Source organism: Bradyrhizobium sp. U531 (assembly GCF_051710265.1).
In the GTDB taxonomy this organism is placed as follows: Bacteria; Pseudomonadota; Alphaproteobacteria; order Rhizobiales; family Xanthobacteraceae; genus Bradyrhizobium.
This window is the reverse complement of sequence record NZ_JASVEN010000002.1, coordinates 431,544-457,738: the sequence shown is the minus strand read 5'-3', so window position 1 is coordinate 457,738 and position 26,195 is coordinate 431,544. Positions and strand designations below refer to the sequence as shown.

The 26,195-nt window shown below is 66.0% G+C and carries 27 protein-coding genes; 12 read left to right on the top strand and 15 right to left on the bottom strand.

All coding sequences use genetic code 11. The annotated features are described in order from the left end of the window. Nucleotides 1-134: 134 nt before the first annotated feature. The 7 genes from hisB to coaA all read left to right on the top strand — a co-directional run bounded on the left by hisB (nt 135) and on the right by coaA (nt 4,872). Entirely contained in the window at nt 135-728 is a 594-nt protein-coding gene (gene hisB, locus QRQ56_RS14030; RefSeq protein WP_438740783.1) for an imidazoleglycerol-phosphate dehydratase HisB, read from the top strand. A gap of 65 nt (nt 729-793) precedes the next feature. After that, entirely contained in the window at nt 794-1,324 is a 531-nt protein-coding gene (locus tag QRQ56_RS14025) for a DUF2628 domain-containing protein (protein ID WP_438740782.1), read from the top strand. After that, nucleotides 1,321-1,971, top strand: coding sequence for an imidazole glycerol phosphate synthase subunit HisH (hisH, locus tag QRQ56_RS14020; RefSeq protein ID WP_438740781.1), 651 nt, complete (start codon nt 1,321-1,323; stop codon nt 1,969-1,971). The genes QRQ56_RS14025 and hisH overlap by 4 nt, the downstream gene beginning before the upstream one ends. Further along, nucleotides 1,968-2,705 carry a 1-(5-phosphoribosyl)-5-[(5-phosphoribosylamino)methylideneamino]imidazole-4-carboxamide isomerase gene (gene hisA, locus QRQ56_RS14015; protein WP_438740780.1) on the top strand — a complete coding sequence of 246 codons (738 nt, stop codon included), beginning with the start codon at nt 1,968-1,970 and terminating at the stop codon, nt 2,703-2,705. The genes hisH and hisA overlap by 4 nt, the downstream gene beginning before the upstream one ends. A gap of 3 nt (nt 2,706-2,708) precedes the next feature. Further along, nucleotides 2,709-3,482, top strand: a complete 774-nt coding sequence (hisF, locus tag QRQ56_RS14010) for an imidazole glycerol phosphate synthase subunit HisF (RefSeq protein WP_438740778.1) — start codon at nt 2,709-2,711, stop codon at nt 3,480-3,482. Nucleotides 3,483-3,560: 78 nt separating this feature from the next. Beyond that, nucleotides 3,561-3,887 (top strand): phosphoribosyl-ATP diphosphatase, encoded by a 327-nt coding sequence (locus QRQ56_RS14005; protein WP_063198762.1) that lies wholly within the window; start codon nt 3,561-3,563, stop codon nt 3,885-3,887. A 28-nt stretch (nt 3,888-3,915) separates the two neighbouring features. Next, nucleotides 3,916-4,872 (top strand): type I pantothenate kinase, encoded by a 957-nt coding sequence (coaA, locus tag QRQ56_RS14000; RefSeq protein ID WP_438740776.1) that lies wholly within the window; start codon nt 3,916-3,918, stop codon nt 4,870-4,872. Between the two features lie 55 nt (nt 4,873-4,927). Here the strand turns inward: coaA and QRQ56_RS13995 are convergent, their stop codons facing one another. The 5 genes from QRQ56_RS13995 to QRQ56_RS13975 all read right to left on the bottom strand — a co-directional run bounded on the left by QRQ56_RS13995 (nt 4,928) and on the right by QRQ56_RS13975 (nt 11,302). Then, on the bottom strand, nt 4,928-5,986 hold the full coding sequence (locus QRQ56_RS13995) for an AI-2E family transporter (RefSeq protein WP_438740774.1): 1,059 nt from the start codon (nt 5,984-5,986) through the stop codon (nt 4,928-4,930). A gap of 114 nt (nt 5,987-6,100) precedes the next feature. Next, nucleotides 6,101-6,730 (bottom strand): histidine phosphatase family protein, encoded by a 630-nt coding sequence (locus QRQ56_RS13990; RefSeq protein ID WP_438740773.1) that lies wholly within the window; start codon nt 6,728-6,730, stop codon nt 6,101-6,103. Between the two features lie 107 nt (nt 6,731-6,837). Continuing rightward, complete coding sequence (locus QRQ56_RS13985; protein ID WP_438740772.1) at nt 6,838-9,063, bottom strand: ATP-binding protein; 2,226 nt, start codon at nt 9,061-9,063, stop codon at nt 6,838-6,840. Between the two features lie 125 nt (nt 9,064-9,188). Further along, a complete protein-coding gene (locus tag QRQ56_RS13980) occupies nt 9,189-9,656 on the bottom strand; it encodes a hypothetical protein (protein WP_438740770.1) in 468 nt (155 codons plus the stop codon). Between the two features lie 107 nt (nt 9,657-9,763). Next, nucleotides 9,764-11,302, bottom strand: a complete 1,539-nt coding sequence (locus QRQ56_RS13975) for a YifB family Mg chelatase-like AAA ATPase (RefSeq protein ID WP_438740768.1) — start codon at nt 11,300-11,302, stop codon at nt 9,764-9,766. A 228-nt stretch (nt 11,303-11,530) separates the two neighbouring features. Between QRQ56_RS13975 and QRQ56_RS13970 the strand changes: the two genes are divergently transcribed. Together QRQ56_RS13970 and QRQ56_RS13965 are read left to right on the top strand one after the other, a co-directional pair. Next, entirely contained in the window at nt 11,531-11,776 is a 246-nt protein-coding gene (locus tag QRQ56_RS13970) for a PilZ domain-containing protein (protein ID WP_280709899.1), read from the top strand. Between the two features lie 79 nt (nt 11,777-11,855). Then, nucleotides 11,856-12,641 carry a tetratricopeptide repeat protein gene (locus tag QRQ56_RS13965; protein WP_438740767.1) on the top strand — a complete coding sequence of 262 codons (786 nt, stop codon included), beginning with the start codon at nt 11,856-11,858 and terminating at the stop codon, nt 12,639-12,641. Nucleotides 12,642-12,662: 21 nt separating this feature from the next. On the opposite strand, the gene QRQ56_RS13960 is transcribed toward QRQ56_RS13965, so the two are convergent. The 7 genes from QRQ56_RS13960 to rsmI form a co-directional block, all read right to left on the bottom strand. Then, a complete protein-coding gene (locus tag QRQ56_RS13960) occupies nt 12,663-13,952 on the bottom strand; it encodes an AAA family ATPase (protein WP_438740766.1) in 1,290 nt (429 codons plus the stop codon). Further along, nucleotides 13,949-14,683 carry a CpaD family pilus assembly protein gene (locus tag QRQ56_RS13955; RefSeq protein ID WP_438740765.1) on the bottom strand — a complete coding sequence of 245 codons (735 nt, stop codon included), beginning with the start codon at nt 14,681-14,683 and terminating at the stop codon, nt 13,949-13,951. The genes QRQ56_RS13960 and QRQ56_RS13955 overlap by 4 nt, the downstream gene beginning before the upstream one ends. A gap of 49 nt (nt 14,684-14,732) precedes the next feature. Then, nucleotides 14,733-16,250, bottom strand: coding sequence for a type II and III secretion system protein family protein (locus QRQ56_RS13950; RefSeq protein ID WP_438741470.1), 1,518 nt, complete (start codon nt 16,248-16,250; stop codon nt 14,733-14,735). Nucleotides 16,251-16,260: 10 nt separating this feature from the next. Continuing rightward, a complete protein-coding gene (gene cpaB / locus QRQ56_RS13945) occupies nt 16,261-17,067 on the bottom strand; it encodes a Flp pilus assembly protein CpaB (RefSeq protein WP_438740763.1) in 807 nt (268 codons plus the stop codon). Nucleotides 17,068-17,528: 461 nt separating this feature from the next. Next, nucleotides 17,529-18,473 carry a glutathione synthase gene (gshB, locus tag QRQ56_RS13940; protein WP_438740761.1) on the bottom strand — a complete coding sequence of 315 codons (945 nt, stop codon included), beginning with the start codon at nt 18,471-18,473 and terminating at the stop codon, nt 17,529-17,531. A 10-nt stretch (nt 18,474-18,483) separates the two neighbouring features. Then, nucleotides 18,484-18,885: a YraN family protein gene (locus tag QRQ56_RS13935; protein WP_438740760.1), complete on the bottom strand. Its 402-nt coding sequence runs from the start codon at nt 18,883-18,885 to the stop codon at nt 18,484-18,486. Continuing rightward, a complete protein-coding gene (gene rsmI / locus QRQ56_RS13930; RefSeq protein WP_438740759.1) occupies nt 18,872-19,834 on the bottom strand; it encodes a 16S rRNA (cytidine(1402)-2'-O)-methyltransferase in 963 nt (320 codons plus the stop codon). The genes QRQ56_RS13935 and rsmI overlap by 14 nt, the downstream gene beginning before the upstream one ends. A 339-nt stretch (nt 19,835-20,173) precedes the next feature. Here rsmI and QRQ56_RS13925 point away from each other — a divergent pair, with 339 nt between their 5' ends. Beyond that, complete coding sequence (locus QRQ56_RS13925; RefSeq protein WP_438740758.1) at nt 20,174-21,409, top strand: penicillin-binding protein activator; 1,236 nt, start codon at nt 20,174-20,176, stop codon at nt 21,407-21,409. A gap of 116 nt (nt 21,410-21,525) precedes the next feature. Here the strand turns inward: QRQ56_RS13925 and hemW are convergent, their stop codons facing one another. Genes hemW through rph form a run of 3 tightly spaced genes read right to left on the bottom strand, consistent with a single transcriptional unit; the run spans nt 21,526 to nt 24,086 of the window. Further along, a complete protein-coding gene (gene hemW / locus QRQ56_RS13920) occupies nt 21,526-22,710 on the bottom strand; it encodes a radical SAM family heme chaperone HemW (protein WP_438741469.1) in 1,185 nt (394 codons plus the stop codon). 16 nt (nt 22,711-22,726) lie between these two features. Further along, complete coding sequence (gene rdgB / locus QRQ56_RS13915; RefSeq protein ID WP_438740756.1) at nt 22,727-23,362, bottom strand: RdgB/HAM1 family non-canonical purine NTP pyrophosphatase; 636 nt, start codon at nt 23,360-23,362, stop codon at nt 22,727-22,729. A 10-nt stretch (nt 23,363-23,372) separates the two neighbouring features. Then, nucleotides 23,373-24,086: a ribonuclease PH gene (gene rph, locus QRQ56_RS13910; RefSeq protein WP_438740754.1), complete on the bottom strand. Its 714-nt coding sequence runs from the start codon at nt 24,084-24,086 to the stop codon at nt 23,373-23,375. A 193-nt stretch (nt 24,087-24,279) separates the two neighbouring features. On the opposite strand from rph, the gene hrcA reads away from it, so the two are divergent. Next, nucleotides 24,280-25,368 carry a heat-inducible transcriptional repressor HrcA gene (gene hrcA / locus QRQ56_RS13905; protein WP_438740752.1) on the top strand — a complete coding sequence of 363 codons (1,089 nt, stop codon included), beginning with the start codon at nt 24,280-24,282 and terminating at the stop codon, nt 25,366-25,368. Between the two features lie 110 nt (nt 25,369-25,478). Beyond that, complete coding sequence (gene grpE / locus QRQ56_RS13900; protein WP_438740750.1) at nt 25,479-26,084, top strand: nucleotide exchange factor GrpE; 606 nt, start codon at nt 25,479-25,481, stop codon at nt 26,082-26,084. The last annotated feature ends 111 nt before the right edge of the window (nt 26,085-26,195 follow it).

Here is a 26,195-nt window from a genome sequence, read left to right as displayed (position 1 = left end):
TTCCGGGCCGAATTTCGCTCACCATAGGCAGAAGTAGAGGCCCGGCCAGCCGTTCCCGCAGTAGCGAAGGCGTCATTTGGCTGTTAAGAGACTGGCGTTTTCGGCTCCCAAGCTAGAATGGAAACCGCATTTCAATGCGCACCGCGACGATCAAGCGCAAGACCAAGGAAACCGACATCGAGGTCTCCGTGAACCTCGATGGCACCGGCGTGTCCAATATCGCGACCGGCATCGGCTTTTTCGACCATATGCTCGATCTTCTCGCCCGCCATTCCCGCATCGACCTCACGGTCAAGGCGGTGGGCGATCTGCACATTGATTATCACCATACCACCGAAGACACCGGCATCGCGCTCGGCCAGGCGGTCAAGCAGGCGCTCGGCAACATGGCGGGCATCACCCGCTATGCCGGCGTGCACATGCCCATGGACGAGACGCTGTCGCGCGTGGTCATCGACATCTCGGGCCGCCCGTTCCTGGTGTTCAAGGCCGATTTCCCCCGCGACAAGATCGGTGAGTTCGACACCGAGCTGGTGCGCGAGTGGTTCCAGGCCTTTGCCATGAACGCCGGCGTGACTCTCCACGTCGAGACCCTATATGGCGATAACAGCCACCATATCGCCGAATCCTGCTTCAAGGGTCTGGCGCGGGCGCTGCGCACCGCCGTTGCGATCGATCCGAAGGCGGCGGGCGAAATCCCGTCCACCAAGGGCTCGCTCGGCGGCTGACCTCTTCCGGCCGGCGGCGCGCGCCGCTTGCGGTATCACTGAATTTTTGGGAACGGGGCATCACCATGCCTGTCTACACAGTTCATGCTCCCTCTCCGGCCGGAGCCGATCTGCGTGCGACCGACAAGTTCGTGTTCGTGCGCGACGGCTTTCATTTCTGGGCGATGATCTTCGGGCCGTTCTGGCTGCTCTGGAACCGGCTGTGGCTGGCCCTGGTCGGCTATCTGATCTTCGTGGCGGCGTTCAATTCCGGGCTGTCGAGCCTCGGTATCGGACGCTCGTCGATCTTCTTCGCCGATCTCATCGTTGCGCTGCTGATGGGTCTCGAGGCCGCAAGCCTGCGCCGCTGGACGCTGTCGCGCGGCAAATGGCGGCAGCTCGACGTGGTGGTTGCCGACGACGAGGATACGGCCGAGCGCCGCTTTTTCGAGCGCTGGAGCCAGAAGCAGCACGGCATCGTCAACGATCAATGGGCCGTCGATCGCGGCGGCCCGCCGCCGACCCGCTCAACGCCGGGTCAGCAATTCTCGAACCCGCCGCCGATTCCGGCCGGCGGCATCATTGGTTTGTTTCCAGAACCGGGAGGGTCAAGATGAGCGTCGCCATCATCGATTACGGTTCCGGTAACCTGCATTCCGCCGCGAAAGCCTTCGAGCGTGCCGCGCGCAACCTCGAGAATCCGCAGAAGGTTTTCGTTACCAGCGACCCCGACCAGGCCTACGAGGCCGACCGTCTGGTGCTGCCGGGCGTCGGTGCGTTTGCCGATTGCCGGCGCGGGCTGGACGCCGTCAACGGCATGGTCGATGCGATCACGGAAGCGGTGCGCGTCAAGGCGCGGCCGTTCTTCGGCATCTGTGTCGGCATGCAGCTGATGGCGAGCCGCGGCAAGGAGCATGTCATCACCGAAGGCCTGAACTGGATCGGCGGCGACGTCGAGAAGATCACGCCGCGCGACGAAAGCCTGAAGATCCCGCACATGGGCTGGAACACGCTCGACCTGCTGCAAGAGCATCCGGTGCTGAACAAGCTGCCGCTCGGCCCGAAAGGCCAGCACGCCTATTTCGTGCACTCCTACCACCTCAACGCCGCCAACGAGGCGGATGTGCTGGCGCGCGCCGACTACGGCGGGCCCGTGACCGCGATCGTCGGCAAGGACACCGCGATCGGCACGCAGTTTCACCCCGAGAAGAGCCAGCGCTTCGGCCTCGCTCTGATCTCGAACTTTTTGCGATGGAAGCCGTGATTCTCTTTCCCGCGATCGACCTCAAGAACGGCCAGTGCGTGCGCCTCGAGCAAGGCGACATGGCGCGCGCGACGGTGTTCAACCTCAATCCGGCGGCGCAGGCGCAGAGCTTTGTCGAGCAGGGCTTTGAGTATCTCCACGTCGTCGACCTCGACGGTGCGTTCGCCGGCAAGCCGGTGAACGCCGAGGCCGTCGAGGCGATGCTGAAGACGATCAAGATTCCGGTGCAGCTCGGCGGCGGCATTCGCGACCTCAAGACCGTCGAAGCCTGGCTCGCCAAGGGCATCACCCGCGTCATCATCGGCACTGCCGCGGTGCGCGACCCTGAGCTGGTGAAGGCTGCCGCGAAGAAATTCCCCGGCCGCGTCGCGGTCGGGCTCGATGCCCGCGACGGCAAGGTCGCGGTCGAAGGCTGGGCCGAGACTTCGCAGGTCACCGTGCTGGAGATCGCAAAGCGGTTCGAGGATGCCGGCGTTGCCGCCATCATCTTCACCGACATCGCGCGCGACGGCCTGCTCAAGGGCCTGAATTTGGACGCCACCATCGCGCTGGCGGATGCGATCTCCATTCCGGTGATCGCCTCGGGCGGCCTCGCCTCGATCGAGGACGTCAAGGCGATGCTGACGCCGCGCGCCAAAAAGCTCGCCGGCGCGATCGCCGGTCGCGCCCTCTATGACGGCCGGCTCGATCCCGCCGCCGCGCTCACCTTGATCCGCGACGCGCGCAGGAGCTGACACATGTTCAAGGTGCGCGTGATCCCCTGCCTCGACGTCAAGGACGGAAGGGTCGTCAAGGGCGTCAATTTCGTCGATCTCCGCGATGCCGGCGATCCCGTCGAAGCCGCGATCGCCTATGACGCCGCCGGCGCCGACGAGCTCACCTTTCTCGACATCACCGCCACCCACGAGAACCGCGGCATCATGCTGGACGTGGTCCGGCGCACGGCGGAGGCCTGCTTCATGCCGGTGACCGTCGGCGGCGGCGTGCGCGAGGTCAACGACATCAAGACGCTGCTGCGCGCCGGCGCGGACAAGGTCTCGATCAACAGCGCTGCGGTGTCGCGGCGCGAATTCGTCAAGGAAGCCGCCGAGAAGTTCGGCGAGCAGTGCGTGGTGGTCGCGATCGACGCCAAGCGGGTCAAGCGCCCGGGCGGCGAGCGCTGGGAAATCTTCACCCATGGCGGCCGCAACTCGACCGGCATCGACGCGATCGAATATGCCCAGGAAGTGGTCTCGCTCGGCGCAGGCGAAATCCTGCTCACCTCGATGGACCGCGACGGCACCAGGCAGGGGTTCGACATCCCGCTGACCCGCGCGATCGCCGACAGCGTTGCCGTTCCTGTCATCGCCTCGGGTGGCGTCGGCAATCTCGACCACCTCGTCGACGGCATCCGCGACGGACACGCCACGGCTGTGCTGGCGGCCTCGATCTTTCATTTTGGCGAATTCACCATCCGCGAGGCCAAGGAGCACATGGCCCGGCGCGGATTGCCGATGCGCCTCGATGCCTGACGACTCCCGCCTGCAAAAATGCTACACAGGCCGGCGGGGAATGGCCTCCGTGGCCTCATGTGTTTCCGAGTAAGTCCGATGCCGCGTTTCACGATCCACGATCTGGCCGACACCATCGACGCCCGCGCCGCGGCCGGCGGAGAAGCCTCCTACACCCGCAAGCTCCTCGACAAGGGCGCCGAGCATTGCGCCAAGAAGTTCGGTGAGGAGGCAGTCGAAACCGTAATCGCAGCAGTCGAAAACGATCGCGCGCATCTGATCGCCGAAAGCGCCGACCTGCTCTATCACTTCCTTGTCTTGCTCAAGGCCCGCGGCGTAAAGCTGGAAGAGGTGGAAGCGGCCCTGGACAAGCGGACGAATATGTCGGGGCTGGAAGAGAAAGCGTCTCGCAAGAGCGGCAGCTAGCCGGGCTCTCAACGGAGAAGGTCGCGTCATGGATATCCGCGCACCCGAGCAGCAGTACAATCCGTACCGCATCTATTCGCGCAAGGAGTGGGCGCGTCTGCGCGACGATACGCCGATGACGCTGGAGCCGGGCGAGTTCGACCGGTTGCGCTCGCTGCACGATCGCCTCGATCTCAAGGAAGTCGAGGACATCTATCTTCCGTTGTCGCGCCTGCTCTCGATCTATGTCGATGCGATGCAGCGGCTGTATTATGCGGAGCGCCAGTTCCTCAATATCCGCGACCGCAAGATGCCCTACATCATCGGCGTCGCCGGCTCGGTCGCGGTCGGAAAATCCACCACCGCTCGCGTGCTCCAGGCACTGCTGGCGCGATGGTCGCCGCGCCCGAAGGTCGAGCTAATCACCACGGACGGATTTCTCTACCCCAAGGCCTTGCTCGAGCAGCAGGGCATTTTGCAGAAGAAGGGCTTTCCGGAGAGCTACGACCTGCCGCTGCTGCTCAATTTCCTGTCGGACATCAAGTCAGGACGCCGCCACGTCCGCTCGCCGGTCTATTCGCATCTGACCTACGACATCGTGCCGAACGAATGGGCCGAGATCGACCAGCCCGACATCCTGATCGTCGAGGGCGTCAACGTGCTGCAGACCGGCAAGCTGCCGCGCGACGGCAAGGCCGTGCCCGTGGTCTCCGACTTCTTCGACTTCTCGGTCTATATCGACGCCGACGAGGAGGCATTGCGCCGCTGGTACATCAAGCGCTTCCTGGCGCTGCGCGACACCGCGTTCACCAATCCAAAATCCTACTTCAACCGCTATGCGCTGCTCTCGGACGAGGAGGCGACCGCCACGGCCACCGCGATCTGGGAGCGGACCAACCTCGCCAATCTCGAGGACAACATCCTGCCGACTCGCCCCCGTGCGACGCTGATCCTGAAGAAGGGTGCGGATCACGCGGTGGAAAGCGTGGCGCTCAGGCGGCTGTAATCGGAGCGGGACGAGTTATCCGCGCCGCGCTTTACAGCTCACGCCGCGTCGCCTGTCACTTGCGAGCCACCTGCCGCTCTTTCGCGCCGACGAAGATGTGCCACGCTGTCAGGAACATGGCGGCGACCAGCGGGCCGATGACGAAGCCGTTCGCCCCGAAGGTCGCAAGGCCGCCCAGAGTCGCGAGCAGCACGACATAGCTCGGCATCCGGATCGACTGGCCGACCAGAATCGGGCGCAGGAAATTATCGGCAAGGCCGATCACGAAGGTCCCGAAGGCGAGCAGGATGAGCCCCTTGGTGACGGCGCCCGACAGCAGCAAATAGATCGCGGCGGGAACCCAGACCAGGGCGGAGCCGAGCACCGGCAGAAGCGAGAGCAGTGCCATGATGGCGCCCGCCAGCAGCGGCGCAGTCAGGCCGAGCAGCCAGAAGATCAGCCCGCCGAGCGCGCCCTGGATCATGGCAACCAGGATGATCCCCTTGATCGTGCCGCGAACCGCCAGCGTGAACGCATCGAGGATCTCGGCGGTGTGGCTCGCGCGCAGCGGCAGCGCATTGCGGATGCGCAAATTGAGCTCGTCGCCGTCGCGCAGGAAGAAGAACAGCAAGTACAGCATCACGAGCAGGCTCGCGACGAATTCCAGCGTCAGCTGACCGATGTTGATCGCGTGCCCGGCCAGTTGCTGGCCGGCCGGGACCACCAGGCTCGACAGGCGTTCCTTCAGTGCGGTCAGATCGATGCCGGCCAGGCGATCGGACATGGACGCGGCCCAACCCGGCAACGCGTCTTTCAGCTGTTGCAGGGGATGAGCCAGATTGATCTCGCCGGTCTGGACGCGCTGATAGAGCTCGCCACCCTGGTCTATGAGCGACGCGATCACGACCCCGACGGGGATCAGCACCATGACGACCACGACGATGACGGTGAAAAGTGCGGCAGCGTTGCGCCAGTCCGGAAAGGTTTGCAGGCAGCGTCGATAGAAGGGCGCGAAGATGATCGCCAGCAGGGTGGCCCACAACACGGCGCCCGAGAACGGCCAGAGCAGCCAGCCGAACGCGAGGGAAATCACGCCGAGCCAGACGAGAAATGAGCGGTCTTCCGATGTTCTCACGTGTCGCCGGCCTCCAGTCGCACCTTGCGGGGACGTTGGTAGCACAGGACTGTGGCGGAGCGGCAAGTCACGCCCTGCCTCCGTCGCGCCGGCGGCCGAATCGAATACGGTCGATCACTTGCCGATCGTCGTACTCCAATCGGCGATCTTGATACGCCCCGCGAAGGTGGCGGGACCGGGGCTGCTGGCCTTGTAGACGAAGGCCTCGCCCTCCTGGACGTCGCCGGCCTCCTTGCCGAAGGCATCGGCGATGTTGGTCTTGTGGGTGACCAGGACATTATTGGTGCCCGCCTTGGGCGGCGCATCGACGAGCTGTCGCACGGCCTGCCCCGCCTTCGCGTTGGCGCCGGCCGGGTTCGCCATTCCCGATGCGCTGGCGTTGCTGCTGTCCGTCAAGGCATCGACCGGCTTGACCTCGCGGCCGGAGATCAGCTTGCCGGCTTCGATCGCGCGGTTGAGCCGGCTGGTGTAGACATCGCCGATGGGGATCGCGAGCTGTTTGATCGCCGCCCCGATCTGGCGCGCCATGTCCCTGCCCTTCTCGCTGAGCTGACGCTGGGCGCTCATGTCGTCGAACTTGAAGGGGTAGATGTCCTTTTGGCTGTCGTCGGTCGCGGTGTGCCGAAAGACCAGCACATAGCCGCCCTGCTTGAGCGAGGCGATGAGCTCCGGCGTATCGGCGGCGGCGGGTCGAGCGAATCCGATGGCGAGAATGATGAGTACGAGGCGGCACAGCACATTCATGTGCAAAGTCCTCCTGCGAGTGCCCCCGGGGAGGATGGTGACGCGCCACGCGGTCGAATTCAATCAGCGATTGCCCGACGGGACCTGAGTTCCCGTGAGATTCTCGATCACACGGCCAGCCGCCGCGACGCCGCGAGCCCTGCCAGCGCCTCGTCGAGCTTGTCGCGATCGAGCGGCTTGATCAGGAATCCGTTCATGCCCGCTTCGAAGCAGGCATAGCGATCCTCCACCAGCGTATTGGCGGTGAGCGCGAGGATCGGCGTGTGGTGACCGCCGGTGGCGGCCTCATGCGCACGAATGCGCTTCGTCGCTTCGATGCCGTCGAGCTGCGGCATCTGGATGTCCATCAGCACGAGATCATAGGGCGTGCCGGCCGATGAGGCGGCGAGCCAGGATTCCAGCGCGGCCTCGCCGTGGACGGCGATGACGACGCGATGGCCGAGCTTCGTCAGCAGCGAGCGCATCAGCAGCGCGTTGATCTCGTTGTCCTCGGCGACGAGGATCGACAGGCCCTTTGCGGCGGCCGCGCCGGCAACTTCAGCCGTCGGCTCCGGCGCGAGATCGGGCGAGGCGACCTCCGGCGTCAGCGCAAGACGTGCCGCGAGCGAGGCCGCCCGCAGCGGCTTCACCAGGAAGCCGGTGAAGGCCGGCGACAGCTTTTCATGCCGCGAGCTCGAGGTCAGCAGCACGAGGCGCTGCTGCGCATGCGCGCGTGCGCTTTCGCCGAGCTGGTCGGCCATGGTGGGGTCGATCGCGCGATCGACCAGTATCGCGTGCCAGGAACGTTCCGGCAGCAGCGCCTGCGCAACCGCGGCATCCGCGACCAGGCAGGTCTGGCCGCCCCAGCGCTCCAGGCGCCGCGCGATCAGCGACGCCTCGATGCCGTCGGCGACGAGGAGGATCGACTTGCCGCTGAGGTCGGGGCTCGGAAAGGCGGTCTGGCCCGCGCTCGCCTGCGACGGCGGAAGCGGCACTGATATCTCGAAGGTCGAGCCTTTGCCCGGCTCGCTCGTGAGGTTGATCCGGCCGCCCATCCGCTTGACGATGCGCTCGCTGATGGCGAGGCCGAGCCCGGTGCCGCCATAGGTGCGGGCGACGCGCTCGTCGGCCTGCTCGAATTCACGGAAGATGCGTTGCTGGGCTTCGGCTGCGATGCCGATGCCGGTGTCGCGGACGAGGAAGCTGATCTCGTTCGGCCAGATGCCGGGCTCGACGATCAGCGCCACGCCGCCGCTTGCCGTGAACTTGATGGCGTTGCCGGCGAGATTGAGCAGCACCTGGCGCAGCCGCGCGGAATCGCCGATCACCTCGAGCGGCAGGCGTTCGTCGACATAGGCGGCGATCTCGAGCGTCTTCGCCTGCGCGCGGGGCGCGAGCAGCTCGGTGATTTCCTCGACCAGGGTGGAGAGCGCGAAGGGGCGCTGCTCGAGGTCGAGCTTCCCGGCTTCGATCTTGGAATAGTCGAGCAACTCCTCGATCAGCGCCATCAGGGCTTCGCCCGAGGTCTTGACTGCTTTGGCGTAGGTCGCCTGCTCCGGCGTTAGATGGGTGTCGAGCAAAAGACCGCCCATGCCGATGATGCCGTTGAGCGGCGTGCGAATCTCGTGTGAGGCCATCGCGAGGAAGCGCGATTTGGCGCGGTTGGCGGCGTCGGCCTGGTCGCGCGCGTCGGAGATCGCGCGCTCGGTCTCGGTGCGGTCGGTGACGTCGCGCCCGACGCTCTGCAATTCGGCGGGTTGGCCGGCATCGAGGCGGACATAGCCTTCGCGCCAGGCGATCCAGCGCGCGCCGAGCGGGGTTGCGATCTTCTGGTCGTGGATGCGCGTGCCGTTACTTTCCCGGGCGCTGTCGCCCTGCTCCAGCACGTCGAAATCGAAACGCGTGCCGACCAGCGCGCTGCGCGCCTGTGCCGCGAGTGCGCAATAGGCCTCGTTGGCAAAGGTGATGCGGCCGTCGGTCGCGCGCAGCACGATGAGGTCGCCCTGCTGCTCGAACAGGCTGCGGGCGCGTTCCTCGGCTTCCTTCAGCTCCCAATTGCGGTCGATCAGCGCCTCGTTGTGGGCGGCGAGCGTGCGCATCCGCTTGTTGACGAAACGCAGGCGCATGCTCAGCGTCGCAAGGCCGACGCAGGCGATCGCGAACAGGAAGCTCGCGCCGATCGCAAAGGCGTGGGGATTGTAGCCGGAGGTCTCGGACCGGCTGCCCGTGACGAAGCCATAGGCGCCGCCGAACGTCGCCGAGAAGATCACGAAAGAGCGGATCGCAAAGGCGATGCGGGGGTGCTTTCGCCTGAAGCGGCGCATGCGCACCTTGATCCGGAACGTCCGACCCATCGCCACCGACCCCGACTCTTGTCCGAAACTTCGTGCTCGCCGCGAGCGACGATGTCGCCTCGACCTTGCAAACAGTTTGAGGCCTTGGTGCCGCCTCCAAACAGGGTTGACGAGGTGTTAACGCCTCAGAGCGAGGCGGACTGGAGCTGGCGGCGGTTGCCGTTGGCGCCGACGATCAATGCGGCGGCCTCGCGCTGCGAGAACGATTTCGAGCGCACATAGATGCGGTAATCCGCCGGGCCTTCGGTGGTCAGATAGATCACCTGGCCGCCGTCGACGGGCTGGGCGGCAATCGAGACGAGGCGCGTCGCGGGATTGGCCTGGCAGGAATCCGGCTCGGAACCGAGGCCGTCGTCGACCACGGCGAAGTCCGCCGCGTCGGCATCGTCGGTGATCTGAACCCGCACCGTGGCGCGCTCCGGATCTTCGGTGAAGGCGACATGCACGCCGGCGGTCCAGAACAGCGAGGTGAGCTCGACCGAGGTGTCGCCCAGGGCGATGCAGGGATGCGAGACCGATCCGATCTCCGCGCGGGCGAACACCGCAGCCGCCAACAGGGGAACAACCGAGGCAAGGATCTTGAGACGCAACATGACACTCTACTCGCCAGGCCCCGGGAACTCTGAACGAAGATGAGCGGGCCTTATGGTTTGCAGAGCGTAAAGGAAACTCGTTACCGCCGGGTTGATGCGCGGAATGATCAGGCGAGCTGCCGTACATCCTCCGCGAGTGCGCGATAGGACAGCGCTTCGGCGAGATGCAGCCGGCCGATCTTGTCGGCGGAATCGAGGTCGGCGAGCGTGCGCGCCACCCGAAGCACGCGGTGATAGCCACGCGCCGACAGCCGCATCGTCTCGGCGGCCTCGCGCAGCAGCTTCGCGCCCTGCGCATCGGGCTTGGCGATCTCCTCCAGCACGGAGGCGGGCGCTTCGGCATTGGTGCGGATGTTGGGCAGACCGGCATCCGCGTAACGCGCGAGCTGGATATCGCGTGCGGCGGCGACGCGCGCAGCGACCTCGGCCGATCCTTCCGCAGGCGGCGGCAGGATCAGGTCGGCCGCGGTCACGGCGGGAACCTCGATGCGCAGATCGATACGGTCCATCAGCGGGCCCGAGATGCGCGCCTGGTAGTCGCTCGTGCAGCGATCGATGCGGCCGCGCTTGCAGGCATAGCCTGGCTCGAACGCGTTGCCGCAGCGGCACGGATTCATCGCAGCGACCAGCATGAAGCGGGCAGGGTAGGTGACGCGGTGATTGGCGCGCGACACCGCGACCTCGCCGTTCTCCAGCGGCTGGCGCAGCGAATCCAGCACGCGCGGATCGAATTCGGGGAGCTCGTCGAGGAACAGCACGCCCTGATGCGCCAGCGAGATCTCGCCGGGCTTGGCGCGCATGCCGCCGCCGGTGAGCGCGGCCATGCTGGCGGAATGATGTGGCGAGCGGAACGGCCGCCGCGCCGTCAGCGCGCCGCCTTCGATCTCGCCGGCGACGGAGGCGATCATCGAGACTTCCAGCAGCTCGCCCGGCGACAGCGGCGGCAGGATCGAGGGCAGGCGCGCCGCCAGCATCGACTTGCCGGCGCCCGGCGCGCCGATCATCAGCAGATGATGTCCGCCGGCCGCCGCGATCTCCAGCGCGCGCTTGGCGCTTTCCTGGCCCTTGATGTCGCGCAGGTCGAGCGTGGAGGCGGCGGCCTCGTGCACCCTGGGCGAGGGCCGCGACAGCACCTGCGTGCCCTTGAAATGGTTGGCGATCTGGATCAGCGAGTGCGCGGCGATGATCTGGATGTCCGGGCTCGCCCACGCTGCTTCGGAGCCGCAGGCGGCCGGGCAGATCAGTCCTTCCTCGCGCATATTGGCGCCGATGGCGGCGGGAAGAACGCCGGCCACGGGCGCGATCGAGCCGTCGAGGCCGAGCTCGCCGAGCACGGTGAAACCGGTCAGCGCGTCCGGCGGAATCGCTCCGATCGCCGCCATCAGGCCGAGCGCGATCGGCAGGTCGTAATGGCTGCCTTCCTTCGGCAAGTCGGCGGGTGCCAGATTGACGATGATGCGCCGCGCCGGCAGCGCGAGCCCCGAGGCGATCAATGCCGAGCGGACCCGTTCGCGCGCTTCCGACACGGCCTTGTCCGGCAGGCCGACGATGGCGAAGGCCGGAAGTCCCGGTGCGACCTGCACCTGCACGTCGACCGCGCGGGCCTCGATCCCCTCAAAGGCGACGGTGGAAACCCGCTGAACCATGCTCAAACCAGCCTGCCCTCTCGCACAATTAGGGGTAGCAGAGCCCGGCCCGCGGCGCAAGAACAATACGGGAACAACTATTGTGGGGCGGGTAAGTCCTAACCAATCGTAAACACGGCCGGGACACTACGTCTCGAATGCCGGCGTCCGTGCTCAGCACATCCCAACATATGTCCGCTACTTCTAAGCCTGCGGGATGGGCCGTGGTCTAACGGGTGAACAGTTCAAATGCTTGCAAATCGCCGGAGAAGCGAACGTCGGGTGTGCAGCCGTCTCGCCAAGATCCATTTTGGCGCGGGCTCGCTGCCGCGGGACTGCACCATCACCGATATTTCGGCTGGTGGCGTGAAGGTCGTGGCCGAATTCCTGGAAGTGCCGCCGCAATTCACCATCATCTTCGCGCCGGATTATTCCCGGCAGTGCCGCCTGCGCTGGCGCATCGGCTGCGAATTCGGTGCTGAATTCACCGACTGAGGTCTCACGGGCCGCGTCCTTAACGGGACTTTAGCGTTAATCGGTAAGCATCTCTGATCAGTTGCCGAGTGATCAGAGTATGTCCAAGCGTTTGCCCCTCGCCTTCCCCCCGGCGAGATATCTGTGTTCCGCCGTTCTGATCCTTGCCCTCGGCGGCTGTCAGACCACCGGCATCGAGGACGTCACCGGAGCGCTCGGCGACAAGCAGGAATCCGCCGCCAAAGCTGACGCCAAATCGGACGCCAGGCCGGAGATGGACGCATTGCGCGAGCGGTACCGCGCCCGGCCCAGCGATCCCGCAATTGCCCTCGAATACGGCAAGGCGCTGCGCGGCAGCGGCCAGCGCGCCCAGGCGGTCGCGGTGCTCGAGCAGGCCGTGCTCGCCCATCCCAGCAACAAGGCGCTGCTCGCCGGCTATGGCCGCGCGCTCGCCGACAACGGTACTTTCCAGCAGGCCTTCGATGTCCTCGGCCGCGCGCATAGCCCTGAGGATCCCGATTGGCGCATCCTGTCGGCGCAAGGCGCCGCGCTCGATCAGCTCGGCCGCAACGAGGAAGCGCAGCAATACTACGCCGCGGCGCTGAAGATCGTGCCGAACGAGCCGACCGTGCTGTCCAATCTCGGCCTGTCCTACATGCTGCAGAACAATCTGCCGAAAGCCGAACAGGTGCTCGGCCGCGCCTATCAGCGCAATCAGAACGACGTGCGGGTTCGCGCCAATCTGGCGCTCGTGCTGGGATTGCAGGGCCGCGAGTCCGAGGCCGAGATCCTCGTGAAGGCAGATTTGCCGCCGGACCAGGCCGCGGCCAAGGTCGCGGCGCTGCGGCAGCTGCTGGCCAAGAAGCAGCAGCGGGCGGACAAGTAATCCGCCCGGTTTGGTGTACGTCTACGACGCTTTGCGATGCGGGGCGGATCCACGCCCCGACCGGCCCTTCAGCTTCCTCAGCAGCGGCTCGAGCAGCGAGCGCTTCGGCTTCTTCACCTCGCCGCGGCCGGCGAGGCGGTTCGCCATGTTCTGAAACAGCTCGGTGGTGCGGTGGTTCTTGGAGACCTCCGCGATCATCTGGCCGTTATTGGCCGCGGTCGAGAACAGCTTCGAATCGAACGGGATCACCGCGATCGGCTGGCTTTCCATGGTCTTGGTGAACGCCTTGACCTCGATCTCCGCGCGCTTGTGCATGCCGACCTGGTTGATGCAGTACAGCGGCGGCCGGTCGTTCGGTCGCGCCGCTTTCAGCACGCTCAGCATGTTCTTGGTGTTGCGCAAGTTCGCGAGATCGGGTTCCGCGACGATCACGATGTCGTCGGCGTTGACCAGTGCGCGCCGCGTCCAGCCCGACCATTGATGGGGGACGTCGAGCACGATGCAGGGCGTGGTCATGCGCAGCGTGTCGAACACCGCGTCGAAAGCTTCGGCGCCGAAATCGTAGACACGGTCGAGGCTGGCAGGCGCCGCGAGCAGGCTGAGGCGCTCGGTGCATTTGGCCAGCAGGCGCTCCATCAGCGCGGTGTCCGGCCGGTCCTGCGACAGCACCGCGTTGGCGATGCCCTGCACCGGGTCCTGGTTATAGTCGAGGCTGGCGGTGCCGAAGGCGAGGTCGAGATCGATCACGACCGAATCGAGCGAAAGGTCGCGTGCGATGGTCCAGGCCAAATTGTGCGCGACGGTGGAGGCACCGACGCCGCCCTTGGCGCCGACCACCGCGATGACGCGGCCGGTGATGATGGCTTCGGACGCGGAGAACAGGCTGCAGATCGAGCGGACGACATCGAGGGTTTCGACCGGTCCGACCACATAGTCGTTGACGCCGCGGCGCACCAGCTCGCGATAGGGCGCGGTGTCGTTGGGATTGCCGATCACGACCACGCGGGTGCCGGGGTCGCAGACGCCGGCGAGGTCGTCGAGCCCTTCGAGGATGTCGCGCGTGCCGTCGGATTCGATCACGATCACGTTCGGCGTCGGCATCGTTTCGTAGACTTCGATCGCCGCGGCGAGGCCACCATCCTTGGCGGTGAGGTGGGCCTTGGCGAGACGGCGGTCCTGTCCCGCCGCGGTCACCGCGGCGAGCGTCTTCTCGGTTTCGCAAAAGGCCTGCACCGAGATGCGAGGAACCGGCGCAATGTGTTCCTCGGGATGCCCTAGGTCGTCCGCGTCGTCTTCGTGGGGCGTTGTCATTTGCCGATATCGCTGAGTTTGGCCTTGTCGGCCTCGGGTGCGGGGGTCGAGATCGCGGTGCCCTTGCGGTAGCGTTCGAAGGCCATGTCGCGTCGCGCGGTATAAGAGGGAGCCTCGGAGCGCGGCTGCTCGAGATCGGCGGGGTTGTCGATCATCGCCGCGAGATTGCGCTGGCTGGCACAGCCCAGATTGAAGTAGGGCCGGTTCTCGCTGTAGCCGGGATCGAGGATGTTGGGCCCGACGTCTTCCGGCCACAGCCCGCAGGGGCCGGCGACTGCGGCGATCCTGGAATAGGTCAGGCGGATGGTGGGCAGCAGGCCGGGATCCTCGGGGCGATAGGGATGCTGGACGACGGCGCGCGACGGCACGCCGCCGGCGGCGAGCACAGAGCGGATTTCCTGATAGGTCGCGGCCGCCGCGCGCGAATTGGCGGTGTCGACGGGAACGTCGACGACGACGGAGCCGGTGCCTTCACGCACCCAGTCGCGCGCGATGCCGGCGATGTCGGAATGCTGGGCGGCCGAGAGGCCGCCTCGCGCCTTGCCGACGAAGATGACGATCGACTTCTTGCCTTCCTGCACCGCGATCGGATGACGCTGGCGATAGTCGGTCGGCACCGTCTGGGTGACGATCTCGCCGGTCGTGTTGCAGGCGCCCAGCATGATTGCGAGGCCCGTCATGGCCAGCGCGATTCGCAGCTTGCGACGTCGATCGGCTGATGTTGTCCTCATCGCCTGGTCCCCTCTTGCCCTGCCCTGTCCGGTCCCCAAACCGTCCGTCTCAGTCGATGATGAAGCCGAAATCATCCGGCGCGCCGTTGAGCGGATCGACGCGGCGCGTGACGCCATAGAGGCGGTTCATGCGGCCGAGTAGCGCCGTCTGCGCGTCGGAGGCGGGCGCGAAGCCATCGTCGGGACGCGCCAGTTCCTTCTGGGCGACCGCGCGCACCACATAGGGCGTCACGATGACCATCAGCTCGGTCTCGTTGTTGACGAAGTCCTGGCTGCGGAACAGCGCGCCGATGATCGGCACCTGGTCGATGCCGGGCAGGCCGTTGATCGCCTGCTTGGTCTTCTGCTGGATCAGGCCGGCCATCGCCATCGAGCCGCCGGAGGGAATTTCGAGCGTGGTCTCGGCGCGGCGGGTCTGGATCGAGGGGATGGTGACCGAATTGCTCGAGGTCGAGGATACCGACTGCGTCAGCGTGATCGCGTTGGTATTCGACAGCTCCGAGACCTCGGTCATCACGCGCAGGCTGATGCGGCCCTCGCTCAGCACGACCGGGGTGAAGTTCAGGGAGATGCCGAACTTCTTGTAGGTGATCTGGGTGGTACAGACGTGGGTAACCGGATCGCAGGAATAGCCCGCGGGAATCGGGAATTCGCCGCCCGCGATGAAGGTGGCGGATTCACCGGAAATGGCGGTCAGGCTCGGTTCGGCGAGCGTGCGCATGACGCCGGCACTTTCCATCGCGCGCATGGTGGCGCTGACGGTGGCGACGCCCTTGGCAAGGCCGGCGAGGCCGAGCCCGTTGCTGCCGACGATCGGCCCGCCCGAGACCGAGAACGGGTTGGAGTTGTTGAAATTCACCACGGCCGTGCCGGCATTCAGGCTGGCGCTGAGATCGACACCGAGCTGCTTGACGATGTCGCGGCGCACTTCGCCGACCACGACCTTGAGCATCACCTGATCGCGGCCGCGCACGACGATGTTGTTGACGACCTTTTCCGAGCCACCGACCAGCTTCGCGGCGACGTCGCCGGCCTGCTGTGCCTCGATCGGGCTCGACACCGATCCGGTCAGCATCACGCTGTCGCCGACGCCTTCGATCTGCACGCCCGGCAGCGACTGGCGCAGGGCCGTGCGCATGCCGTTGAGGTCGCGCTTGACCGCGATGTCATAGGCGGCGACCTGCTGGCCGTCGGCGGTGAAGAATACGACGTTGGTCTGGCCGACCTGGCCGCCGATGATATAGGCACGCTGGGCCGAACGGATGACGGCATTGGCGATCTTGGGATCGGCCACCAGCACGTCCTTGACCTCGCGGGGCAGGTCGATGACGACGGATTTGCCGACGCCAAGCGACAGAGACCGCGTCCTCGCCGATGCGATCGTCGCGACCGGCGACAGACCGAGATCCGACCCCTGCATCGGCGCCTGGTCGCCGACCGGCGCATCCGCAGCGCCGACGCAATCCGGAGCCGCAAGCAGCCCCAGCATCAGCAATGTCCCCGTCAGGAACGAGCTTGCGCGCTTCCCCCGAATGCGCAGCCCGGTCCGATCATCCCCGTCCTTCATCATGTCCCCATCACTTCTGTGACGTCAGTTGCCGCGCCTGCACGCCGTAGCGAATGACGTTGACGCCTTCGGAGCCCTTGGCCACCTTGTCCTCGATCGCACCATCCACTGCGTTGGCATCGACGATGCTCCGCAGCGCGAGCTGAAGCGTGCCCCCCTGGCGCGCGGCCGACAGCGTGGCGACCTGCTCGGGCTTGAGCTCGAGCGTGACGGTCTTGCCGACCACGGCGTTCTGACCGTCCTTTTCCTTCGGCGCCTGATCGATCGCGAGCACGCGGATGTTGCTCAGGATGACCTCGGACAGGATCAGATCGTTGCCGGCGAGCGCGCCCTCGGGCGTCTTCAGGCGGCGGGTCAGGACGATGTCGACGCGGTCGTTCGGCAGAATGAAGCCGCCGGCGCCGGTCTCGGCTGAAATCTCGGTGGAGACCGCACGCATGCCCGACGGCAGGATCGCAGCCATGAAGCCGGAGCCTTCGGCCCTGACCAGCTTCTGCTCGCGGATCGGCTCGCCCTGCATCAGGGGGACGCGCGCGATCGAGCCGGCGATCTGGGTCGGGGCCTCGGGCCTGTTGTCACGGCGGATAAAGGCGTTGCTCGCAGTCGCCGCCGGCCAGGTCTGCCATTGCAGATCGTCGGGCTTGAGCGCCTGGCCGAGCTGGATGTCGTTCTTGGCGATGAGGACTTCGACCGTCGGCAACTTCTCGGCGACGGCAAGGACGGGCGCGGGTGCGTTCTGGTAGCCGCTCGCCAGATACGCAGCGACGCCGCCGGCGCCCAGCGCGATGACGAGAACGACAATGCGTGCGGTATTCATACGCTTCTACTCTTACGCGGGGCACTCGAACCGCACGTGGCGGGTTCCCCCGTGTCGATGAGTAGGGAGTAAAAGTATAAGGGGTCTTGCGAGGCGGAGTGCGATGGCCGGCGACGCTGCTGGTTCTCGGCAGATGGTGAACGCGGCGTTATTAGGTCGGCCAGCGGCCCCGTAGATTCACGCAGGGCGGCTCCTGCGTTCGAACCAGACGCGGGCCCTCATGGTGAATGCATGGTTAGTGATGGTCACATGACGATGCGCGTGAGACCGTACAGCGCGCCACACGATCGCTGTCATCCCTGCGAACGCAGGGACCCATAACCCCAGGCAGAAATTTGGCGAAGACTGGTCGGTCGGTACTTCGACCGTCCGCAACTGATGGATTCCGCGGTATGGGTCCCCGCGTGCGCGGGGACGACGATGGGGAGAGATTGCGGTCTCTCCCACGTAGTCACCGATCGCTACTTCTTCCGCTTCTGCTCGATCACGTCCCAGACCTTTGCCGCGACGTCGGGGCCACCGAGCCGCGCGATGGCGCGGATGCCGGTCGGTGACGTCACGTTGATCTCGGTGAGACTGCCGTTGATGACGTCGATGCCGACGAACAACAGGCCGCGCTCGCGCAGCGCCGGGCCGACGGTGGCGCAGATCTCGCGCTCGCGCGGGGTGAGCTCGGTCTCCTGGGCCGCGCCGCCGCGCACCATGTTGGAGCGGAGGTCGTCGGCGGCCGGCACGCGGTTCACCGCGCCGGCGAACTCGCCGTTGACGAGGATGATGCGCTTGTCGCCGTGCTTCACCTCGGGGATGAACTGCTGGATCACCCAGGGCTCCCTGAACGTCACCGAGAACATGTCGTAGAGCGAGCCGAAATTCATGTCCTGCGGCATCACGCGAAACACCGCCGCGCCGCCATGGCCGTGCAGCGGCTTCATCACGACGGCGCCGTGTTTGTCGCGAAAGGCGTTGATCTCGTCGAGATCGCGCGAGATCAGCGTCGGCGGCATCAGCTGCGGAAAGTTCATCACGAACAGCTTTTCCGGCGCGTTGCGCACCGAGGCAGGATCGTTGACGACCAGCGTCTTCGGATGGATGCGCTCGAGCATGTGCGTCGAGGTGATGTAGGCGAGGTCGAATGGCGGGTCCTGGCGCAGCAGCACCACGTCGAAACCGTTCAACGCCTCGCGCTTGGGCTCGCCGAGGGTGAAATGATCGCCGGGCTCGTCGCGGACCGTGAGGAGCTGGACGGGCGCCACAATCTCCTCGCCGACCATCGAGAGCTTGTCGGGCGTGTAATAGGACAGGCCATGGCCGCGCTTTTGCGCCTCCAGCAGCAGCGCAAAGGTGGAATCGCCCTTGATGTTGATGCGGGCGATGGGGTCCATCTGGACGGCGACGTTGAGTTTCATGGTCTGCCTTTCAGGTCGAGGCGTCGAATGCCGCCAACACATGGCGTGGAAGTGAGCGCGGCGCAATCAGCATGGCGTCGAATCGCAATTCGAATTCGGCATGCTCGGGATGCGCTACGAGCCAGCCTTGCGCGGCGTCGATGATGCGCTGCTGCTGGCGCGGGGTGACGGCATAGGCGGCGTCATCGAGGCTGGCGCGGGCCTTGACCTCGACGAAGGCGATCAGGTTGCGCCGTCGCGCCACGAGGTCGATCTCGCCATGCGGGGTGCGGAAGCGTTTGGCGAGGATGCGATAGCCCTTGGCCATGAGATAGGCGGCGGCGCGGCTCTCGGCCGAGATGCCGGTGCGGAACGCGGCGACGCGCTCGGGCGAGGCGACTTTCGGTTCCCTGGGGGTCTCAGCCTTCGCCATCGCCGCCCCGCAAATCCCTGGGCAGAGCCTTGGCGAGTTCGAGCGCGCGGGCATAGACCTCGCGGCGCGGCCGGCCCGACAGCGCGACGGCGTGCGCCACGGCATCCTTGACGCTGTGCGCGGCAAGCTGCGCGCGCAGCAGGTCGTCCAGTGCATCCGATGTCAGCACGTCGGCGTCATCAGCTGGCGGAGCGATCACCAGCACGAACTCGCCGCGGGTTTCCAGCCCTTCGGCGTCGCGCGCCAGCTCATGCAGAGTTGCGCGCGAAATCTCCTCGTGCAGCTTGGTCAGCTCGCGGCAGATCGCGGCCTCGCGCGTGCCCATGATTTCGGCGAGCTCGGCCAGCGTGTCCTGCACGCGGTTGCCGGATTCGAACATCACAAGAGTCGCGTCGATGCGCGCGAGCTCGGTCAGCCGCGATTTTCGCGCGGCTGATTTCGCCGGCAAAAAGCCCTCGAAGAAGAACCGGTCGGTCGGCAGCGCCGCGACCGACAGCGCGGCGAGCACCGAGGAGGGGCCGGGCAGGGCATAGACCGCATGGCCGGCGGCGCAGACCTCGCGCACCAGCTTGAAGCCTGGATCGGAAATCAGCGGCGTGCCGGCATCAGAGACCAGCGCGATCGAGCCGCCGGCGGCGAGCGCCTCCAGGATCCTCGGGCGCGCGGCTTCGGCGTTGTGCTCGTGATATTGCTTGAGCTGCGCGGTAATGGCGTAGCGCTCGGTCAGGCGGCGCGTGATCCGGGTGTCCTCGCAGGCGATGACATCGACGCCGGCGAGCGTCTGCAGCGCTCGCAGCGTGATGTCGCCGAGATTGCCGATCGGAGTTGCGACGAGATAAAGGCCCGGCGCGGCCTTGGGGGCCGGGAGCCGATGGGCGTCGATGGAGAAACCGCGCGAGGCGGCGTCTGTGCCTTCAGGCGTATTTATCGGGGCCGGCTTTGCGCGCATAATGAATCGAACTTAGGCATGATCTCCGGGGCTGGGAACCGGTCCCCTGAAAAAGATCGCGCCGAGGCAAGGGGCGGGAAGGACTGGAATGTGATCGAACAGGCATCACATTCCTGAGGGAGTGAAGCGCCAGCGTCATATTCACGGCGGAAACGCCGCCTTGATGCTGGTGACGGACGGTGGACAGCTAGCCAGAGCGTGAAGGGACGGCCGCGTTAAGCGGTTATTATCCTTTTGTTTTAGTTAACTATTTGCCGACATTATGCCTGAATCCGCGGCTTCTGTCGCGGCGAGTTTGTTGTGACCGGCTGGCGATCGCTGGTCAGAAGAGAAGCTGCCATGCTGGGCCCGAGTGATCCAAAGCCTCCCGTGCAGGGACCCCGATTATCGGGAGCGACCCGGCGGAGCGCGCTCGGCCTGTTGCTCGGTACGCCCTTGCTGTCGGCCTGTGCCGGCGTGCAGCAGAGCCTCAGCCAGTTCTCCAACCCGTTCTCGAGCTCTTCTCCGCCGCCGGCCCAACCGGCCGGGCCTCCGCAACAGGCCACGACCGCCGGCACCGGCGGGGTGAAGGTTGCGGTGATTCTGCCGCTCTCGGCCGCCGGCAATGCCGGTCTTGCCGCGCAATCCATGCGCAATGCCGCCGAGATGGCGCTGGCGGAGTTCCAGAACCCGAACATCCAGCTCCTGATCAAGGACGACAATGGCAGCCCGCAGGGCGCGCAGGCCGGCGCGCAGCAGGCCGTCGACGAGGGCGCCGAGATCATTTTGGGACCGCTGTTCGCGCAATCAGTGCCGGCGGTGGCGCAAGTCGCGCGCACGCGCGGCATTTCCGTGATTGCGTTCTCGACTGATTCCAGCATCGCGGGGCGCGGCGTCTATCTGCTGTCGTTCCTGCCGGAATCCGACGTCAATCGCATCGTCGAATATTCCGCCAGCATCGGAAAGCGTTCGGTCGCGGTGCTGCTGCCCGACAATGCCTATGGCAATGTCGTCGAGGCTTCGGTGAAGGCGGCGGTGCCGCGCCGCGGCGGGCGCATCGTCGCGTTCGAGAAATACGGCGCCGACCGCGCCGCGCCGGCGCGCACCGTGGCGCAGCAGCTCGGCAGCGCGGATGCACTGTTCATTGCCGATGACGGCGATGCCGTCGTGTCGGTCGCGGATGCGATGACTGCCGCGGGCGCGAACCTGCGCAACATCCAGCTGCTCGGCACCGGCCTGTGGGACAATCCGCGCGTCTATGCCAATGCCAGCCTGCAAGGCGGTCTCTACGCCGCGCCGGATCCGGCGGGCTTCCGCGCCTTCTCCGGCCGCTATCGCACCAAGTACGGTGCCGAGCCGATCCGCACCGCGACGCTCGCCTATGACGCGGTCGCGCTCGTCGCCGCGCTCGCGCGCACGCAAGGCACCACGCGCTTCTCGCCCGACGTGCTGACCAACCCCTCCGGCTTCGCCGGCATCGACGGCCTGTTCCGCTTCCGCGCCGACGGCACGAACGAGCGCGGACTTGCGGTGATGAAGGTGACGCAGGGCGGCGGTGTGGCTGTTGCGGGCTCGCCGAAGAGTTTTGGGGCGTAGCCCAGAAAGCGGTGCCGTAGGGTGGATTAGCCGAAGGCGTAATCCACCATGCTTCCGCACACGCCGAACGAAGTTGGTGGGTTACGCCTTCGGCTAACCCACCCTACGAGACCTCGTCACGCCGCGAGATCCGCAACCACAGCATCGAGCACCGGAAATCCGCTGCTCGTCACGCGCAGACGGCCCGTCGCATCGACGGTGATCGCGCCTTCTTCGCGCAGCAGCGCGATGCGTTTGGGATCGAGCTGGCGGCCGGAGAGCGCTCTGTAACGCTCGGGATCGATGCCCTCGGCGAGACGCAGCCCCATCAACAGGAACTCGTCGGCGCGTTCTTCGCTGTTGAGGAGATCGTCGGTGATGTTGCCATGGCCGTTGGTTTCGACGCGCATCAGCCAGGCCTCGGGACGCTTCTCGGTGGCGGTGGCATGGCGCACGCCGTCGATGTCGAGGCGGCCATGCGCGCCGGGGCCGATGCCGGCATATTCCTCGCCGCGCCAGTACACGAGATTGTGCCGGCACTCGGCGCCGCGCCGCGCGTGGTTGGAGATCTCGTAGGCGGGCAGGCCGAGCTTGTCGCAGGTTTCCTGCGTGACGTCGTAGAGCGCACGCGCCACCGCTTCGTCCGGCGTCTTCAATTTGCCGGCCTGGTGCAGGCCGAAGAACGGCGTGCCTTCCTCGATCGTCAATTGATAGAGCGACAGATGTTCGGCCGCCTCATTGATGGCGAGACGCAACTCGTCGGACCACATCGCCGGCGTCTGGTCGGGGCGGGCATAGATCAAATCGAACGAGTAACGGTCGAACGAGCGGCGCGCGATGGCGACGGCGTCGAGCGCTTCGCGCGCACTGTGCAAACGGCCCAATGCCCTAAGCGAAGCATCGTCCAGCGCCTGCACGCCGAGCGAAACGCGGTTGACGCCGGCCGTGCGATAGCCGGCGAAGCGGGTGGCTTCGACGCTGGTCGGGTTGGCTTCGAGCGTGACTTCGACGTCCTTGGCGACCGTCCAGTGCTTGCCGATCGCATCGAGCACGGCGCCGACGGTCGAAGGCTGCATCAATGACGGCGTGCCGCCGCCGAGAAAGATCGAGGTGACTTCGCGGCCGGGCGCGCGCTCGGCCGTCGTCGCGATCTCGCGCGCGAAGGCGGACGCGAAGCGCGCCTCGTCGATCGCGGCGTGGCGGACATGGCTGTTGAAGTCGCAATAGGGGCACTTCGACAGGCAGAACGGCCAGTGCACGTAGACGCCAAAAGCTTGAGCTTGTTCTTTTGACGCGTTTTCCTGGCGCGAACCGGTATCCACTTCGCTCGAAAACGCTCTATCGCGGCTCAAGGCAGATCTCCGCCAGTTTCACGAAGGCGCGGGCGCGGTGCGACAGGCCAAGGCCGATCGGCGGAAGGCCGTGCTTCTCGATGCTGGTCATCTCGCCGAAGCTGCGGTCGTGGCCGTTGGGCAGGAACATCGGATCGTAACCGAAGCCGGCATTCCCGCGCGGCGGCCAGACCAGCGTGCCGTCGACGCGCGCCTCGACCTCTTCGAGATGATCGTCGGGCCAGGCGACGCAGAGCGCGGAGACGAAATGCGCTGTGCGCTTGTCGGGCGAGGTGGCGCCGCGCTCCTGCAACAGGCGCTCGATCTGCGCCATCGCCGCGTTGAAGTCCTTGGAGGGACCGGCCCAGCGTGCGCTGTAGATGCCGGGCGCGCCGTCGAGCGCGTCGACCACGATGCCGGAATCATCGGCGAAGGACGGGAGCTTCGTCGCCTGCGCCGCCGCGATCGCCTTGATCGCGGCGTTGCTGCGGAAATCGTTGCCGGTTTCCTCGGGCTCGCCCAGGCCAAGCTCACCGGCCGACACCGCCTCGATGCCGTAAGGCGCGAGCAGCTCCTTCATCTCGGCGAGCTTGCCGGGATTGTGGGTCGCGATGACGAGCTTTCCGGTGATTCGGCGGTGCATGGCTTATTGACTACGCGACGGCCAGTTTCTGCAAGTCCACCAGACGCGCGATACCCTTCTGCGCCAGCGCGATCAGCTTCAGGAACTCATCCTGCGTGAACGGCTCGCGTTCCGCGGTGCCCTGCACCTCGATGATGCGGCCATCGCCGGTCATGACGAAATTGGCGTCGGTCTGCGCTTCGGAATCCTCGGCATAGTCGAGATCGAGCACCGGCGTGCCGTTGTAGATGCCGCAGGAGATTGCGGCGACGTTGTCGCGCATCACGTTGGCCTTGATCATATTGCGCGTCTTCATCCAGTTGATGCAGTCGGCAAGCGCGACCCAGGCGCCGGTGATCGAGGCCGTGCGGGTGCCGCCGTCGGCCTGCAGCACGTCGCAATCGACCGTGATCTGGCGCTCGCCGAGTGCTTCGAGGTCGACGATGGTGCGCAAGGAACGGCCGATCAGGCGCTGGATCTCGACGGTGCGGCCGCTTTGTTTTCCGGCGGCGGCCTCGCGGCGGGTGCGTTCGGAGGTTGCGCGCGGCAGCATGCCGTATTCGGCGGTGACCCAGCCGCGGCCCTGGCCCTTCAGCCATGGCGGCAGGCGGTCTTCCAGCGTGGCCGTGACCAGCACATGGGTGTCGCCGAATTTCACGAGGCAGGAGCCTTCCGCATATTTGACCACGCCCCGTTCGAGCGTCACGGGGCGCAATTCGTCGGGCGCACGGCGGCTTGGCCGCATGGGAAATCCTCCAAAACTCGCAGGTTAGGGCTGTTCGCGGTGCTTGTAGGGGGGGTGAGGGTAGGCAGCAAGGGGAAACGACAAGGCTTTTTCAGCCCCTGTTTCTTGCCCTGTTTTTCCCCCCGCAAACGCCACGCTTGTCAGATGCCCCCGGGATGGACAAATTATGAGCATCTGAGAGGAGTTACCGTCTGTGGCCCATCACGATCCGATCAATCTGATCGCGCCGCGCGCGGGCCTTGCCCAGCTCAACGAGCGTTCTCGCGACATCTTTCGTCAAATTGTCGAAAGCTATCTCGCGACCGGCGAGCCCGTGGGTTCGCGCAACATCTCGCGCCTGATCGCCGTGCCGCTGTCGCCGGCCTCGGTCCGCAACGTCATGGCCGATCTGGAACAGCTGGGCTTGATCTACGCGCCTCACACCTCCGCCGGCCGGTTGCCGACGGAACTCGGCCTGCGTTTCTTCGTCGACGCCCTGATGCAGGTCGGGGACCTCAACGAGGCCGAACGGCAGTCTATCCAGAGCCAGCTGACCTCCGTCGGCCGGGCGCATTCGGTCGAGGCGGCGCTGGACCAGGCGCTGACCCGGCTGTCCGGACTGACGCGGGCCGCCGCGGTGGTGCTGACGCCAAAGTCCAATGCGCGGCTGAAGCACATCGAATTCGTCCGCCTGGAACCCGAGAAGGCGCTAGTGATCCTGGTCGGCGAGGACGGCCAGGTCGAAAACCGCGTGCTGACGCTGCCGCCGGGAGTTCCCTCGTCGGCGATGACCGAAGCCGGCAATTTCCTCAACGCGCGCATCCGCGGCCGGACCCTGGCCGAGGCGCGCCTCGAGCTCGAAACCGCGCTCGGGGAAGCCCGCGCCGAGCTCGACCAGCTGACGCAGAAGGTGATCTCGGCCGGTATCGCCAGCTGGTCCGGCGGCGAGAGCGAGGACCGCCAGCTCATCGTCCGCGGCCACGCCAATCTGCTGGAAGACCTGCATGCGCTGGAGGATCTGGAGCGGGTGCGCCTGTTGTTCGACGACCTCGAAACCAAGCGCGGCGTGATCGATCTGCTCGGCCGCGCCGAAACCGCCGAGGGCGTGCGCATCTTCATCGGTTCGGAAAACAAGCTGTTTTCCCTGTCGGGCTCCTCCACGATCATCTCGCCCTATCGGGATGCCGCGGGCCACATCGTCGGTGTTCTCGGTGTGATCGGGCCGACGCGGCTGAATTATGCCCGCGTGATTCCGACCGTGGACTATGCCGCCCGCATCGTCAGCCGCCTTCTGGGGGGCTGACCGGCGTCTCCTTCCGATCACGGGCGCTTGATTTTCGCTGCTCAAAGCACGATATCCGGTCCAACAATCCCAGATCACCTCAATACCAGACGAGTTCGAGAACAGAGCCGATGACCGATCGAGACCGGCAACCCGAAGACACGACCGCGCCGACCGGCGAACCCGTGGTGTCGAAGCCCTACATCATGCCCGACGATCCCGAGCCCGGCTCGGTCGAGATGTTGCAGAAGGACGTCGCCGAGGCGCGCGACCGCATGCTGCGGACGCTGGCCGAGATGGAGAATCTGCGCAAGCGCACCACCAAGGAAGTCGCCGACGCCCGCCTCTACGGCATCACCGGCTTTGCCCGCGACGTGCTCGACATCGCCGACAATCTTCAGCGCGCGCTCGATGCCGTTCCGGCCGAAGCGCGTGCTGCGGCCGATCCCGGCCTGACCGCGCTGATCGAGGGCGTCGAGCTCACCGAGCGTTCGCTGCACAGCGCGCTGGAAAAGCACGGCGTGAAGAAGCTCGATCCCCAGGGCCAGAGGTTCGACCCGAACTTCCACCAGGCGATGTACGAAGTGCCCGATGCTTCGGTGCCGTCGGGCACCGTGGTGCAGATCATGCAGGCCGGCTACACCATCGGCGAACGCGTGCTGCGCCCGGCCCTGGTCGGTGTCGCCAAGGGCGGCGCCAAACCCGCACCGGCCGCGAACAGCAACGAAGTGAACTGAGTCCCGATGTCATTCCGGGGCGATGCGAAGCATCGAACCCGGAATCTCGAGATTCTCGGGTGCGCAATTGCGCACCATGGTTCGGCTCTACGAGCCGAACCGGAATGACTG